The sequence below is a fragment of the Halomonas hibernica genome, from assembly GCF_013183775.1.
Classification (GTDB): domain Bacteria; phylum Pseudomonadota; class Gammaproteobacteria; order Pseudomonadales; family Halomonadaceae; genus Vreelandella; species Vreelandella citrativorans.
Genome location: NZ_VIFN01000001.1, coordinates 869,089 through 883,139, shown reverse-complemented (window position 1 = coordinate 883,139; position 14,051 = coordinate 869,089). Strand labels below are relative to the sequence as shown.

Below are 14,051 nucleotides of genomic sequence, written 5' to 3'. Positions count from 1 at the left end.
TAGTTGATAATCACTACCGCTTCACTCATCTCCCCACTTCGTGTGTCGATTTCGCTCGCTTACTTGCAAAGGGCTCCGCCCCTTGACCCGGAAGCCTTCGGCTTAAAATCGTTGACCCCAAACCCCGATAAATTCAAACCCGCCAACACCAAACAAGTTGGTGATATTTACCCCTTGGTTGCTAGCAACAATTTTACCCCCGCTTAAACAATATTTTAACAAATATGATATAATATCTAATATTGAGTATAGTTTTCGCTGAAGCCAGCGAAAACATAAATTGATGACAAACATATTTTCATTGCTTTCAATATTTAAGTTAGAACTAAATACGACTTTCATACTCATAACAAGGCAAGGAAATAATAATAAAAAGAAAGGAGAATACAAGATATGGAGATTGATGTTGGTGAGTCAACGAAACCCAAATACAAAACAGTCAAGATTAGAGTTAGTGAAAAAGAGTATACATTGATAAAAGAGATTTCAGGTGAAGGCAATGTCTCTTCACAGATAAGAGATATGTTTCTAGACGAACAAGAATTTGCTTTCAAGAATATTCCTAAAATAAACAACCACCTTTTAAGAGAGGTGACGATGATAGTCAATAATGTAAACCAGCTAGCAAGAGCCGTTAATGAAAATGTCGGTAAGGCTAGGGAAGATGAGTTGGACTATACAATGGAGTTGCTAGCAAATATCGAAAGGCTTGTTCAGGAGATACTTGATACCAATATAGTGAAGGTGAAAGGACAGAGGGATTTTAAAAAGTTGATATCAACTGTTGATACTGTTTCGGTATTTGGAGCGATAAACGAAAACAGACAGAAAGAAATTACCATCTATTTTAATGATGAGCAGTATGAGCAATTGATATCTAAATCTTTAGGTAGGGGAAATATGCCACTTGCTAGGATGATGAGAGAATACTTCATCACTCAAGCTGAAAGAGTTAAGAAGGCTATACCGCCAGTAAAGTTTGAAATCGTATCAGAACTCAATCTAGCAGGCACCGCTTTAAACTATGTCACCAAAGGAGTGAATGAAAGAAGGAAGGCTGGTGTGAGCTTGGTTCTCTATTCTGTTATCTACCAGCTAGAGATGGTTCAGGGATTGATAGAGCAGACACACAACAAGGAGATAGTGAAATGATTTTAAGATACTTCCCATACGGTAGTAAAAAATTTGCCATGAAGTGTAAGCTGACAGGTAATAAAGGTGGTGCCAATGCCGTCAACTATGTGAGAAGCACACAAGACCACACGAAAGAAGATAGAAAGGTTCTCCCTGTTCTTATGAAGGGCGACCCTGAATTGATGATACATATTTTATCAGAAGGCAAGTTTGCTAATGAGTATGTGTCTGGTGCCGTTCGTTTCAATGAAAGAGACTTGGATGATGAGTTTCTTCAAAAGATAATCACCGAACACGAACGAATGACCTTCCCAGGTCTAGAGCCACACCAGTATGCTTCCCTTTGGTATAAGCACCAAGACAAGGATGATATTGAGCTTCACTTCATTTACTCGAAGGAAGAGTTGACCACCAGCAAGAAGCTTGAGCCTTACATAGCGAAGAGCAATGGCAAGCAGAGCAAAGACTTCATCAAAATGGATAGCTGGAAAAATGCCATCAATGCTGAATACAACCTGAGTGACCCTAACCACCCACTCAACAGGCAAGCAATGTCAGAAGCCGATATAAGGCTTCCTGAGCTATCGAAGGATACCAAGGAAGGTATCAATGAAGAGGTTGAGAGACGAATCAACAAGGGCTTGATTACTGACAGAGCTTCGCTACTGACTGAGTTGGAGCAGATGGAAGGAGTTATTGAGGTTAGCCGTGTCACCAAGAAAGCAATCAGTGTGAAGGTTGAGGGTAGGAAAGCCCCTATCAGGCTCAAGGGTATGGTGTATGAAGAAGGCTTCACAGCCGAGAACTTCACTTCTACAGCTCTTGAGAAAGAAGCTGAAGCCTATGATGCGGACAGAGAGGAAAGGGCTAAGAGGGAGAGAAGAAGGGCTGAGGGCATCCATGACTACCAAGCTAAGCACAACAAACAGTATTACAAGCCCAACGAAGGCAAGGTGCTACAGGCCGAGCTCTATGCTCTCGTTGACGACAAGATCCTATCAGGCGAGATAACCCGTAGAAGGAACATTGTGGAGCTTATCAAGGCACAGGATAAGGTAGTTGATGTGGTAGATACCCATAAGCACCATATCAGTGTCTACTATGAGAACGGAGCCAGGCCGTTCAGGATGACAGGAGAGCCTTACCAGAGAGAAGGCAGTATTGATAACTACCTGCAAACCCTTCTTGACGACAAAGAAGAGAGCGACAAAAAGTTAGAAGAAAGAAAAAGGGAAGAAGAAGAGTTCTATTTCAGCAAGAGCTTTGGAAGTCTTGATTTTGTCAGGATGAAAGATACTCGCTGGAATGAATTCGCTGAAACCTTTAAGAATATTGATACTCTAAAAGAACACTTATCTTTGAATAATGATATAATAGAGAAGCAAGGTGATGTTGATATCAAAACAAAGCTTCAACCTGATAGCGATATGACAGACTTTGATTTATCAATATTTAGAGTGTATGCGGAAGACCCGCATTTTGAAATCAAAAAGGAAGACCAAAACAATAATAAGGAGATTGAAAATGACAGAAATAACAAAGCAGATAGAGAAAGAACAGAAAGAATTATCAGAGAGCTTGTTAAAAGACAACCCAAGACTTCTGTTAGACAATACATTAAAGATACTGTTGACGGAGTTAAGGAAGCACTCGGACATTTCAGTAGAGGTTATAGAAGAAGTCTCGAAGGCTTACGAGGGGTTAGACGAAAGATTGAGTCAAATAGAGAGCAATCAAGAAGAGTTGGACAACAGATTGAGTCAAACGGAGCAAAATCACAAAGAATTAACAGTGATTCTAGACAGTCTATCGCCAACTTTGAAAGACAAGTTTTAATGGTTCAAGATAAGGTGGCTTCTTACAAGCCTGAATCTGATAAGATACCAGACCGAAAGAACACACCAAGTATAAAATAAATCCTTCATTCAATAACTAAAGCCACCGACAAGGTGGCTTTTTTAGTATTTGTGCTTCTTATATTGGCGGATGCAGACTCTGAGTGCAACACACTCATTGGATGGTTGATGGGCTTTCATGGTACTTGGCCATCAGCTCGCTCATCACTTCTATCGGACATTTAAAATCAAAGCGATTTCGAGGCCGCATATTCAGCTCAAAGGCAATGGCATCCAGCTCTTCCTGGCTATGTACTGAAAGGTCTGTTCCTTTCGGTAAATATTGACGGATAAGGCCATTGATATTCTCATTGGCTCCCCGTTGCCAGGGGCTATGGGGATCGCAAAAGTAAATCGCAACACCGGTTTCTTGAGTAATTTTTGCATGGTGTGTCATTTCACGCCCCTGATCATAGGTCATGCTTTTTCGAGCGGTGGTCGGCATTCGGTTCAGAGCAGCACTAAAGCCTGCTACGGCGGATGTGGCGGTGGCATCGTCCATTTTTGCGAGGATCAGATAGCCACTGCTAAGCTCTACCAAGGTGCCTACCGCGGACGCGTTATTCTTACCTTTGATCAGATCGCCTTCCCAGTGGCCGGGCATTTCACGCTTACTGACCTCGGGCGGACGTAAGTGAATGCTGACCATGTCAGGGATCTGACCACGTCGATCCACTTCGCCACGGCGAGGCTTGCGTGTGGTTTTACCTTGTCGCAAGCAGTGAATCAGTTCCTTGCGAAGGTGGCCAACGGGCAAGGCATAAATGGCCGTGTAGATGGTCTCTCGGCAGACGTAGGCATCGCGCAAATCAGGTAGTTTCATCGTCTTGAGCTTGCCGCTAATTTGTTCAGGAGACAAGCGTCGCCGCAACATATACACGATGAGATCAAACCGCTCGGTGCCTGGCAAAAGCTTACGCGCAGGACGACAGACTACTCGACGCTTTTCTCGCTGACGTTGGGCGTGCCGGGCACAGTAACCGTTCTGGGCCATTTGGTTACGGCGTATTTCACGAGATATGGTTGAAGGAGCTCGCCCTAAGAGCTGGGCAATGTGCCGAAGGCTCATCCCTTGGGCTTGACCCACTTGGATGCTGGCACGTTCTTCAATGCTGAGTTCGAGGTAAGACATGGGACAACACCTTAGCGAAATGCTCAGGTGTTGCACTCAGTTTCTGCGGCCAAGATTTTTTAAATTTAATTCCAGATATTTTTATTTATATGATATAATATTAAATATAGCTAACGGATATATAGCTAATAATAATAAAAAAGGGAGACAAGATATGTTATCTAGAATTGAAGAGCAAAGAAAGATAGAAGAGATTTACAAGGCAAGAAACCTAGGCCGTAATGTAGCCAAGTATTTCAGTGGTGTTGATGAAGCGATAGGAGAGGCTTTCACTATCACTTGTCCATACAAGAGGGGGCAGAGCTAACGGCTACAAAAAAGAGGCTCAGGAGAGGGCTATTTACCACCTACCTGAATGCCCATATCAATAGCTTTGATGGCACCTATACCTTTGTGCGAAGGTTATCAGAGGGCTTTAGGCAAGAGCCTTTGTAGGGACTTTGTATTGAAGCACTACACCACTTCAGGCAGGACAGCAAAAGACAAGAGCAAAGATATTGATAGGATAGATGAGATATACCAGAACTATTTTGAAAAGCACAATTTTAGAGAGAGGCTAGAACAACTGGAAGAAAAGATGAAAAATTCAATTGAAAATCACCGAAAGAAATAAAAGTAATCAAGGTGTGGCATAGTTCCACACCTTTTTTATGCGGTAGCTTCGCTACCTTAGTTATTGAAGGAAGAAATGTCGTGTTATTTAAGTTATATCCGTTAGCTCTATATATTCCAAATTAAATTATCTATTTATTGGATCTCTTTATAGTAAGTGATATAATATATTTATACACAACGAAGAGAGAGCAACGATGTTTATTGTTCACAACGATAACCAGAAGCATATCTTCCAGACTTTCTCACAGGTTGATAGCAACAAGCTTCAATCAGTCACCACCTACACAACAGAAGAGCAGGCCAGAGAGAAGACTGGTGCCAAGGTTGAGATTATCTTTCTTGAGAAGTTCGATGCTATCGGACACATGGCTGAAGAAACGAATGTCATTGATGGTTCAGGTTATTCAGCGGTAATGCCTTTACCCATTGAGGAAGTCATTAACACCTTTCATCTTTAAATAAGAGGTCGCCCGAAAGGGCGACTATAAGCAGGGAACAGCGATGAATATTGAAAACAAGGTTTACTCCGTTCTTGCTAGCAACTCTTGGTTCGTTGATATCAACAGCATTGAAGGCAACTACATTGAATTCCAGATTACCTTTGAAGGTGCGGTATTCAATCGAGTCCTGAAGGTGCGAGAGGTTGAGAACAAAGACCTTGTTGCTTTCAAGAAGAAAGCCGTTGGCTTCATCGAAGACGTTACGGCCAGTGCCAGTGATGCCCTCCGCTTCGAGAACCTATCACAGCAGGACTTCATCAAGATGGTTGACCTAGTGGCTACCGCCTTCGTGGAAGCCCTGGAGGAAGCTTACAGGGAACACCACCTGATGCGAGCCTAACGGATAGATAAGAAAGCTCGCTGGTAGCGGGCTTTCTGTCGTCTGGTTGTATCAGACACAGTAGCCTAGCTCTCTTCGCTACAGGCTAGCTCATTGCTGGTATGATTAGGTTATGCATTCACTTGGGTAGATGGTCATTATGAGCAGTAAACGACTTCAGGCAAAGAGAAACCATCATTTTGTATGGGCTTATTACATGAAGAAGTGGTCAACTAATAATCGTGATATCTATTTCACTACCAAAAATAAAACTATCGTTTTTGATAGTGTTAGAAATGTAGCTGTCGCTCAGGATTTTTACCAAGTAGGAAAATTAACTAAAACCCATCTTGAGGTTATTAAGGGATTTTTAGGTGATGCAGATGAAGATTTAAAAAGACTTCATATGTCATATTTGAGCGATTTTATTATATTTAATCGCATAGAAGGATATGTTGATAGTAACAATATTTTAGACGATGAAGTTGAGCAAGAGTTAAAAGCTTTTAAAAGTAATGGCATTGAAAACTTACATACTGCACATGAAAATGAAGTAAAGCATATTCTTGATAGGCTTATTGAAGGGGATTTATCGGTATTAGAAGATAAGGATAGAATGATGAATTTCTTGATATTCTATGCACATCAAATGACCAGAACAAAAACTATGAAAGATAATGCTTTTCTTTATAAAGCTAAAGAAGATAGTGTAGAGGGAAGATATGCACGTATATTACAAGAAAGCTGGTGGTTTGTTAGCTATATGCTTGGACTGAATGTTGGTCGTTCATTGTATCTTGATAGGAAAAGTGATAATCACTGCCTGCTAATTAACAACACGGATATTCCATTTATAACGTCTGACCAGCCAGTTATAAATGCATACAGAAAAACCCATGACATTGTAAAGCCACCTGAAGAGCATGAGTGTGACCACTATTTCCCACTATCGCCTAAAGTGGCCTATATGATTAACAAGTCAGATCGTTTCCCAAGTGGGAAGGTTTCTGTGACGGAAGACGTGATTGAAGAGATGAATACAAAAATAGCGAAGCTAGCGAATGTCAATATCATTTCAAACAGTGAAGGCTCCCTGAAGCCCTACCGAAAATATGTAGGTAGCTGGAATCAAAAAATTAGGGAACAGCTAGGTAGTGACACGTAGATCATCAGAAAAAGAGAGCAAAGTGAAGGCGGGCATCATTCAGATCCAACCTGGCTCCCTAATAGCTCTCAGTTATCGAATAATGAAAATCAATAGGCTTTATGCATTAAGCAACGGTTTGGTTAAAAAATGATCAATTCATAAGGCTTACTGAAGCCAATTTCTCACCATCCCCTAAGCCTTACCCTTCGCTAGCCATACAAGAGCTTAGAGAGGCTTTTAGAAGCCTTCACGGCGATATACAGGAAGAAGGTCCATGACCCTGTATAGCTCACCTACATACGCAATACTCCCTTATTTCCACCAAATCAATATAAAAAACACCTTTTTCGATTGTAATTTATGATCGACTATCGATTTTACGATAGTTAATAACGATCATGCATTTTATTTCGTAAAAATATAAACCGCTAAGTAATTGATATCAATAAACATGGTATCAAAATCCGCGCGGCTTCCTTAAAAAAGTGCTTTTTAGGGCTTGACAGATCAAAAAGTAACCGTTTCACGAAATTGACTTTTAGTTTTGGAAAGGCTTTAATGCTCCCCAGTTCAACGACATACGGGCAGAGGATATATGGAATTAGATTATGAGATTGAAATAGCGGAACCTAGAAAGTTCATGTTTGATATCAATATAAAGTTTGTCATTGATGGCAACCCGCATACGATCCGTTTAGAAGACATATTAGGCGGTGATTATGCTTATGATAAGTATGAAGATATCAATGAAGACGGTATTTTTGAAATAACTATTGACCCTAATAAAATACTAGGCTTTATAAGAGATCCATTTAAAGTGGTTATAAGACCGCCTAATGATATCGAGAATTATAGTTTCTTTACGTTTAGAACATTGACCTTAATTGATAGCGATTACAGCTATATTGCCATCAACAAATTGAAGTCAAAAATAGATACAGGGGAAGATAAAGAGCTTGAGTTATTTAAGCTACTAAAAAATATCATTGAGGTTGGCTTCAACTTCCTTGAGAAGCATATTGAGAAGAAGCGGGTGGAAGAGCAGTTCAGTAAAAAAGGGCAGACCATCCGAGCTTAATGGCTGAATTAGAAAAATAGACTTACTTAAAACTCTAAAAGGAGAAATGAATGAATGTAATTAAGAAAAAATATCCAGATTTAATTAAAGGTATGATTACTGAAGCTCACGATTATGGTAATGATGTTGTTATTGTCATAAATTCAGAGGGTAAAGAATACCGCTTATTATATGCTTCTAGTAGGAAAGGTGGTTTCGGGGATTCAGTGACTACTATCAAGCGGGAAGAGCCAGTAGAGGGCGATTTTGAGTCGTTTATTGACTATTTAGTTCAGCAGATTGAAGCCAAAGAAAATAAGGTTCTCAATGAAGATGAGCAGGTGTTTATTAGAACAGAGCTTAATCAATTTCTAATGATTGAAATTGAAGGGTATATCAATGCAGCTAGTCTTACAGAAGAAGATTTTGAATAATTAAATTTAAAAATAAAGAAGGTGGTATTTAGCTACCTTCATAAAAGGAGAGGCTATGACAAAAAATAAAGAAAAAGAGGAATGGTTTGTTGATTTTACTTCAGATTTTATTATTGATGAATATTATTATAAAAATGTTAGTGTCCATCACTTAAAACTAGTAATTGCTTGCCGTGTTAAGCATAGAGAGTTATCAGATAAAATATTTGAAGCAGTGTGTTCTAAACTTGCCTTGAATGTAGAAGCAGCATAATTATTTAAATATTAAAAGTAATATAATAGTTTTAACAATTCCGTTAAAGCTAATAGAGAAGCTTTGTCTAAAAAAGGAGAATAACTATGAATTTTAAAGTAAAACAACGTAATAATATGAGTGATGTGGTAATTGCATTTTTAAAAAATAAAATAGAAATTGAAGATATGGATGTAAAGAGTTCTATTACAGTTATTAAATTCTTGCTCAACAAAGAACATATGGAAATGGAAGTATGTAGCCAAGATGACACTTATAATTTTAAATATGCTAAAGGTGGTTGCTTAGATAAATTGCTAGATGAGGATATTGATAAAGACAATGTATCTTTATTGCTTTATTTAGCTGTTATGGATAAGGCATCAAGTAAGATTGAAGATTTAATGTTAGAAGCTATTGAGTCAGTAGAAGAAGTACAAGTTTAATAAATACTTAGCGAGTGGGCTTCAGTAATTCCGCTGGAGCCCAAAAATAAGGAGAATAATATGGAAGATGAAGTTTATGAGTTTGTTAACGAAGCGAAAGTTGTTTTCAAAGATGAAAGAACCGTAATCGTTACTTACGGAGGTGAAAGCAGAGAAATCAAGTTGAGTATTTGGTTAGGTTTATATCGAGTGCCACAGTCTCACGATGTTTTACCTAAAAAAATGATACTTGATTTAACTAACCACTTCATAGGTGAAGATGATAAAAAGGAAGCGATTTATATAGCTGAAAATTGTGTTTACGGGGATATGGTGACACAGCAGTTAGGAATTCGTTTCGCTGAATAGAAAGTATAACCATCAAATTGAAGATATAAAAAAGGAGAAAAATATGACGAACAGTTTTCTAAAAAGATATAAGAAAGGTTTTATATACATGTTACACATAAATGAGCTCGCAAAGATTGATTTAGATGTATATCTAAGAATTTTAAATATAATAAAACTTCAAGAAAGTGATGTTGCTAGTAGTGGTGTTGTTTTAACAACGTCTTTAAAAACAGATGTATTCAGGTGTTCCCATGATAATGATGATGATTCTATACGTGTGATTAGTTATGAAGGAAACCGAGCTAACTATATTGCAAGCAAAAACAGAGAAGAATTTAAGCAACTATTGAAGAGTGTTGCTTTAGCTTCATTGAGTAAGCATTTAAAAATTAACCTATAAAAAATATATCATACAAAAAGGAGAGCTACTATATGAGCGAAAATTTTGAAGACTGGCTAAAGAGGCATGATATAGCACAAATAGACGAAGAAACTAGAAGAAAGATGCTTGATGATGCTGATGAAGATATCTCTTTTGAAGACAATAAAGATTAACTTTAAAGTTCTTTAACAGTGTTTAATAATTAAGTTATATTGATTTTATAAGTAAAAATATTATAGCGACAATATAAACAATAATTAAGGAACTTTTAAAGGTTAAAGTTGTTTAATAAATAACCAAAATAATATAGGAGAATAATTATGATAGATAGATTTAGAATACAGTATGATTTAGATAAGTTTGTCTCAATTACAGGTAAACAGATTGGAGCAGATATAGCTTACGTGGATACGTTAACAGATGAAAAGTTAGCAGAGGGTAGAGTGAATCTTGAATTCAATGAGTATGTAGAAATTGAAACACCAGCCCTTGATGTTATAAATCAAGCTTCAGAAGTGTTTACCCACGGTGGTTCTGAAAGGGCTACTTATAGAGCAGAAAGACTTTTAGAAAATATCGGTGATGATTTACCTAGTCACGTTCGTTTCAATGCAGTCGAGAACAATATCACACCGAAAATAGAAAGTGCTTTCATAAATGAGTTTGAGAAAGAAGGCTTCGCTATTTATGAGTTAGATATTGATGTTGACGGTAAACAATACCAAGCTGTATTGAACCTTGCCAAAGACGAAGATGGTGAATATATTGTATCAAAAGATGGTGATTCATATGATATAGCTGGTGGTTTCGATGGCACAAACAAAGAAATCAAAGAAGCAGTAGAGAACGATATTAAAGCTCTTTATGGTGAAAAGGCTTATGAAGAAGGTTATGGCTTGAAAGCAACTGAAGCAGTTTTAGATATTCTTGAAAAGAAAATTGACACAAGGCTTGAGCATGACCAAATACCAGAAGAACCGAAGCAGAAACAGAAAAAAAGTAAAGGCTTTGGAATGTCCATGTAAACCAAGCAGTAGATAAAGCCCGCGATGGTGCGGGTTTTTTTTTGACAACAATAAGGAGAATACAGTGGAAAAAGAATTTGAAATCAAAATCAATAAAGCTACAAAGGATGCAGTTAAAACAACATTCAGAACTCAAAAAGGTGACTTGGAGCTAAGGCTACCGTTAAACGATGGTTCTTTTGATTTTAAGTTGGTTCAAGATATATCTAACCACTTTTCAAATACAGCCCATTCGATGTTTAGGGACACAAATGTATTTATAGAAAGTATTGCTGTAATTATAGAAGACAGGCTTCATAAAGAGTTAGAGCTTCAAGCTGATACTAGACCAGACCTTGAGAAAATTATGAAAGCTGTTCATGGAGATATAGAGAAAGGCTTTAATAGTCAGATCTCTAAGCACCACAAGAAGCAGAAAGGACAAAGATTCTCGATGTGACCACCAGCCCGCTACCACAGCGGGCTTTTTCTATCCGCCTAAAAGCAATATAGGAGCTACGATTGAGGTTAAGGAAGTGACACCACTTTGAACTAGAACAACTCACAGAGCCTTCCTAAAGCCACACAGAAAGCCAATATCCCCACATTCAATACCTAGCTCGCTTGCGAGCGAAAAAACAACGAGGAACTTAATGTTCTAACAATGGTATAATATATAGACTAACAATAAACAGGAGAAAAAAATGGAGAAACAATTATTAAATTTAAAAAGCTTTCTAGAAGATAGCGGGTATCAGATAGTAACGACTATTCAAGACGATACACTATCTGATAAGAATACATTAAATGTATACCTATCAAATAAGCTTTCTGAAACAGCGGAAGAACTAGGACACGAAGATCCATACGAGACACACCACACAAAGCTTGAAGTTGAGTTTAACGATACAGGCAAAATCAAAACATACAATGAAGACTTGATAGTTCAAGATAGAGACTTCTTTAATAAGGTATCAGAGCTAGCCAAAACAAGCCCTGAAGCGATTTTAGATACTGTTAGGGAAAGAGCAGAATGGAGCTTCAACAACTTCATACGAAGCGATTTTCAAGACTTCAGTATGGAGCAGTGGAATGAGCTTTTTGACGGAAGGAAAGATGGACTTGAAGTGTTTTGTGAAGAAACAGGAGAAACCTATTTAAAAGAAGTTGATTCAACATCTATTCACTTCACTGTATCTGTTCAGCAACCAGATAAACACTTAGAGTTAGAATACAACGTAGGTGATAACGAATCACACTTTAAAAAAGAGTATTTCTTACAACAGCACGGCGACACACTTAAAGAGAGCTTCAATCAAGAACAGATTGATTACATACTTTCTCAAGTCAACAATACTATCAATGATCGCCTTTTTTTCATTACTCCCAGAATGACGAATGAAGAACACGAACTAGCGACTGAATATTTTGGCATTACTGGTATTGAGGTTGATAAGGTTAAAACAGTCAAAAACGATGAAGGCGGTTATAACTGTATCACTACCGTTAACTATCAAGATGAAAAATATATACTCAACCTTCAAGCAGAAAAAGGCACTGGAAATGAAAGCAGTGTCTATTTTGTCGATATGAGTAGCTTGGATACTGACAGCAAAGACAACACAGCATTTAAAAACAAGGTTATTGAAGGGTATGGTGCTGATATTGTCTCAAAGAACTTTAATTTCGAGGATATTGAGTTAGGCTTAAAAGAAGGTATTGAGAAAGGGATTATAGAAGCGAAGATGGGGGAGAAGAAGCAGGCAGTAAATAAAAACCTAGGTATGTAAGAAATATCTTACAAGAAAGTAGTCCTTTTCGCACAAAAGTAAGCCCGCTGATATATCGGGCTTTATGCTGTATATCTTGACAGTGCTAGGCAGTTTGGTAAAATCCCGAACTCAGTTCCCAACTGATCTGACTCCCCTTGTCAGATTCGCCTAGCTTCCCCAGCTAGGCATTTTTTTTGGCTGGTAGGGTAGATCACTTGAAGTAGAGGAAAAGCCCTGTAGTGTCTTCAAAGAGGCTTTGGAGCATATCGCAATAGACATCATCAAACTCTTTGAGAACAACCGCCGTATTCTCCACCGCACGGAAGAAAATCATACGGTAGGTATCAGAGCTAAGGCAGTAGATGATCCGCACGACATTAGGGTGAACACCTTCAATTTCGTTCGCTGTTCCTTCAAACTTGATATCAACTACCGTATCTCCCTCATTGCCCACTGAAACGACTGAATTTTTATTTCCATCGCTGGCACCCATAGCAGGCTTGCCACCAATCAACTTGAGTGCCATGTGACCACCAAACTGATTTAAAATGGTAGTAGCAATCTCTTTATGGTGAAGCTGTTCTTGTTCAAGATGTTCCATATTTTAACTCCCTTGATGTTTGTGTCTCAATTATAGATCGGCTATTAAATCAATGCAGCCCCCTAACAACTAGGATAAGAAATTTTCTAATACCATTTTCAAATTTAACTTTTCACTATTTTTCAAACAAAAAAATAAGTGTGCTTTCATAGTGGTTATATGTATTCAAATGTCTAAGAGGTTTGTATGTCCAGTTTTGAAATCAAAAAAAGAAACAGTCCAGTTATCCTAAATACTACAAAGTCAGGTGATCGCACACACTATCTTATAAAGCAGAAATACTCTATCAATAGCTTAGAAGTTAAAATCAAACATTACTGCTTTGCTTTCAATGACGGCTCAACCACTGTCACTGATTCACTTCAAAGAAAGTGATAAGGAATTCAAGGTTGATGTAGTGGGCTTAACAGAGAGCCAGTTTAAAAAATAGTTCTCTTATTAAATGATAAAATTAGTTATTGAATGTGAATATTTGACGATTGATGTTGCCAAGCATTTTTTATGTCTGTGTGATATAATATCAACAACAAGAATAATAATCTAGGAGAAAACAATGACAGAAACAACATACGAAACTTTGATATTAGACCGAGTTGAGAAGAAAGCTTCGATGATTGAGCAAGTGCTTTCAGGCTTGAGCATCATAGAAGGTTCTATTCTCAAAAAGAAAGGGCAGGGCAAGACTTCAATGGAGCGAGTATTCAAAACCCGCATTGACTTCAATTCAGTCGAATACACGGTGCTACTGGATGCCTACAAGGTGAGTAGTGAAGAGGTGGTGCTGTATGCTGACCTTGATACCTCCTACGACCTATCCCTTGATACGATCAGGTTCACAGCCGACAACAAGGCTTTCATCGAGGCTGTGAAGAACCTTTATATTGAAGTCAACAACGGAGATCTACCAGAGCCAGCGGTGAAGGAAGCGGTACAGGAAGCTCTCTTCAGGGTGCAGGAGAAGATCCAGGTCCACTTTGACGACAAGCTAGCCATAAAGATGGCTGGTTAACCTACCCACCAGCACAGATACAAGCTGTCTAGAACCACCCTA

18 protein-coding genes are annotated in these 14,051 nt (G+C 38.3%); 16 read left to right on the top strand and 2 right to left on the bottom strand.

The features are described from left to right. Positions 1 to 393 precede the first annotated feature (393 nt). A complete protein-coding gene (gene mobC / locus FKN99_RS04190; protein ID WP_172116710.1) occupies positions 394 to 1,152 on the top strand; it encodes a plasmid mobilization relaxosome protein MobC in 759 nt (252 codons plus the stop codon). After that, entirely contained in the window at positions 1,149 to 3,050 is a 1,902-nt protein-coding gene (locus tag FKN99_RS04185) for a relaxase family protein (protein ID WP_172116709.1), read from the top strand. The genes mobC and FKN99_RS04185 overlap by 4 nt, the downstream gene beginning before the upstream one ends. A 94-nt stretch (positions 3,051 to 3,144) precedes the next feature. On the opposite strand, the gene FKN99_RS04180 is transcribed toward FKN99_RS04185, so the two are convergent. Continuing rightward, positions 3,145 to 4,161 (bottom strand): IS30 family transposase, encoded by a 1,017-nt coding sequence (locus FKN99_RS04180; RefSeq protein WP_172116708.1) that lies wholly within the window; start codon positions 4,159 to 4,161, stop codon positions 3,145 to 3,147. Between the two features lie 809 nt (positions 4,162 to 4,970). On the opposite strand from FKN99_RS04180, the gene FKN99_RS04175 reads away from it, so the two are divergent. The 13 genes from FKN99_RS04175 (at position 4,971) to FKN99_RS04120 (ending at position 12,417) form a co-directional block, all read left to right on the top strand. Further along, a complete protein-coding gene (locus tag FKN99_RS04175; protein ID WP_172116707.1) occupies positions 4,971 to 5,234 on the top strand; it encodes a hypothetical protein in 264 nt (87 codons plus the stop codon). Between the two features lie 43 nt (positions 5,235 to 5,277). After that, positions 5,278 to 5,616 carry a hypothetical protein gene (locus tag FKN99_RS04170; protein ID WP_172116706.1) on the top strand — a complete coding sequence of 113 codons (339 nt, stop codon included), beginning with the start codon at positions 5,278 to 5,280 and terminating at the stop codon, positions 5,614 to 5,616. 139 nt (positions 5,617 to 5,755) lie between these two features. Further along, positions 5,756 to 6,760 (top strand): DUF4238 domain-containing protein, encoded by a 1,005-nt coding sequence (locus FKN99_RS04165; protein WP_172116705.1) that lies wholly within the window; start codon positions 5,756 to 5,758, stop codon positions 6,758 to 6,760. Between the two features lie 577 nt (positions 6,761 to 7,337). Beyond that, positions 7,338 to 7,820 carry a hypothetical protein gene (locus FKN99_RS04160; protein WP_172116704.1) on the top strand — a complete coding sequence of 161 codons (483 nt, stop codon included), beginning with the start codon at positions 7,338 to 7,340 and terminating at the stop codon, positions 7,818 to 7,820. A gap of 50 nt (positions 7,821 to 7,870) precedes the next feature. After that, positions 7,871 to 8,233 carry a hypothetical protein gene (locus FKN99_RS04155; protein WP_172116703.1) on the top strand — a complete coding sequence of 121 codons (363 nt, stop codon included), beginning with the start codon at positions 7,871 to 7,873 and terminating at the stop codon, positions 8,231 to 8,233. Positions 8,234 to 8,288: 55 nt separating this feature from the next. Then, entirely contained in the window at positions 8,289 to 8,486 is a 198-nt protein-coding gene (locus tag FKN99_RS04150) for a hypothetical protein (RefSeq protein WP_085920086.1), read from the top strand. Between the two features lie 86 nt (positions 8,487 to 8,572). Next, entirely contained in the window at positions 8,573 to 8,911 is a 339-nt protein-coding gene (locus FKN99_RS04145) for a hypothetical protein (protein ID WP_085920087.1), read from the top strand. Between the two features lie 60 nt (positions 8,912 to 8,971). Next, positions 8,972 to 9,259, top strand: a complete 288-nt coding sequence (locus FKN99_RS04140; RefSeq protein WP_085920088.1) for a hypothetical protein — start codon at positions 8,972 to 8,974, stop codon at positions 9,257 to 9,259. Between the two features lie 43 nt (positions 9,260 to 9,302). Beyond that, a complete protein-coding gene (locus tag FKN99_RS04135; protein ID WP_172116702.1) occupies positions 9,303 to 9,641 on the top strand; it encodes a hypothetical protein in 339 nt (112 codons plus the stop codon). Between the two features lie 32 nt (positions 9,642 to 9,673). Beyond that, positions 9,674 to 9,796, top strand: a complete 123-nt coding sequence (locus FKN99_RS17975; protein WP_254902972.1) for a hypothetical protein — start codon at positions 9,674 to 9,676, stop codon at positions 9,794 to 9,796. Positions 9,797 to 9,943: 147 nt separating this feature from the next. Then, positions 9,944 to 10,648: a hypothetical protein gene (locus FKN99_RS04130; RefSeq protein WP_172116701.1), complete on the top strand. Its 705-nt coding sequence runs from the start codon at positions 9,944 to 9,946 to the stop codon at positions 10,646 to 10,648. 64 nt (positions 10,649 to 10,712) lie between these two features. After that, a complete protein-coding gene (locus FKN99_RS04125) occupies positions 10,713 to 11,087 on the top strand; it encodes a hypothetical protein (protein WP_085919517.1) in 375 nt (124 codons plus the stop codon). 244 nt (positions 11,088 to 11,331) lie between these two features. Next, complete coding sequence (locus tag FKN99_RS04120) at positions 11,332 to 12,417, top strand: hypothetical protein (RefSeq protein WP_172116700.1); 1,086 nt, start codon at positions 11,332 to 11,334, stop codon at positions 12,415 to 12,417. 193 nt (positions 12,418 to 12,610) lie between these two features. Here FKN99_RS04120 and FKN99_RS04115 read toward each other — a convergent pair whose 3' ends face one another. Then, positions 12,611 to 13,000 (bottom strand): hypothetical protein, encoded by a 390-nt coding sequence (locus FKN99_RS04115; RefSeq protein WP_085919519.1) that lies wholly within the window; start codon positions 12,998 to 13,000, stop codon positions 12,611 to 12,613. A 553-nt stretch (positions 13,001 to 13,553) separates the two neighbouring features. Between FKN99_RS04115 and FKN99_RS04110 the strand changes: the two genes are divergently transcribed. Next, positions 13,554 to 14,009, top strand: a complete 456-nt coding sequence (locus FKN99_RS04110; RefSeq protein WP_172116699.1) for a hypothetical protein — start codon at positions 13,554 to 13,556, stop codon at positions 14,007 to 14,009. The last annotated feature ends 42 nt before the right edge of the window (positions 14,010 to 14,051 follow it).

Excerpts from the sequence above, each read along its gene's own strand:
- FKN99_RS04130 (WP_172116701.1), top strand. The coding sequence starts at position 9,944 with ATGATAGATAGATTTAGAATACAGTATGATTTAGATAAGTTTGTCTCA.
- FKN99_RS17975 (WP_254902972.1), top strand. The coding sequence starts at position 9,674 with ATGAGCGAAAATTTTGAAGACTGGCTAAAGAGGCATGATATAGCACAA.
- FKN99_RS04185 (WP_172116709.1), top strand. The coding sequence starts at position 1,149 with ATGATTTTAAGATACTTCCCATACGGTAGTAAAAAATTTGCCATGAAG.
- FKN99_RS04170 (WP_172116706.1), top strand. The coding sequence starts at position 5,278 with ATGAATATTGAAAACAAGGTTTACTCCGTTCTTGCTAGCAACTCTTGG.
- FKN99_RS04180 (WP_172116708.1), bottom strand. The coding sequence starts at position 4,161 with ATGTCTTACCTCGAACTCAGCATTGAAGAACGTGCCAGCATCCAAGTG.
- FKN99_RS04155 (WP_172116703.1), top strand. The coding sequence starts at position 7,871 with ATGAATGTAATTAAGAAAAAATATCCAGATTTAATTAAAGGTATGATT.
- FKN99_RS04110 (WP_172116699.1), top strand. The coding sequence starts at position 13,554 with ATGACAGAAACAACATACGAAACTTTGATATTAGACCGAGTTGAGAAG.
- FKN99_RS04115 (WP_085919519.1), bottom strand. The coding sequence starts at position 13,000 with ATGGAACATCTTGAACAAGAACAGCTTCACCATAAAGAGATTGCTACT.
- FKN99_RS04175 (WP_172116707.1), top strand. The coding sequence starts at position 4,971 with ATGTTTATTGTTCACAACGATAACCAGAAGCATATCTTCCAGACTTTC.
- FKN99_RS04150 (WP_085920086.1), top strand. The coding sequence starts at position 8,289 with ATGACAAAAAATAAAGAAAAAGAGGAATGGTTTGTTGATTTTACTTCA.
- FKN99_RS04160 (WP_172116704.1), top strand. The coding sequence starts at position 7,338 with ATGGAATTAGATTATGAGATTGAAATAGCGGAACCTAGAAAGTTCATG.
- FKN99_RS04135 (WP_172116702.1), top strand. The coding sequence starts at position 9,303 with ATGACGAACAGTTTTCTAAAAAGATATAAGAAAGGTTTTATATACATG.
- FKN99_RS04140 (WP_085920088.1), top strand. The coding sequence starts at position 8,972 with ATGGAAGATGAAGTTTATGAGTTTGTTAACGAAGCGAAAGTTGTTTTC.
- FKN99_RS04165 (WP_172116705.1), top strand. The coding sequence starts at position 5,756 with ATGAGCAGTAAACGACTTCAGGCAAAGAGAAACCATCATTTTGTATGG.
- FKN99_RS04145 (WP_085920087.1), top strand. The coding sequence starts at position 8,573 with ATGAATTTTAAAGTAAAACAACGTAATAATATGAGTGATGTGGTAATT.
- mobC (WP_172116710.1), top strand. The coding sequence starts at position 394 with ATGGAGATTGATGTTGGTGAGTCAACGAAACCCAAATACAAAACAGTC.
- FKN99_RS04120 (WP_172116700.1), top strand. The coding sequence starts at position 11,332 with ATGGAGAAACAATTATTAAATTTAAAAAGCTTTCTAGAAGATAGCGGG.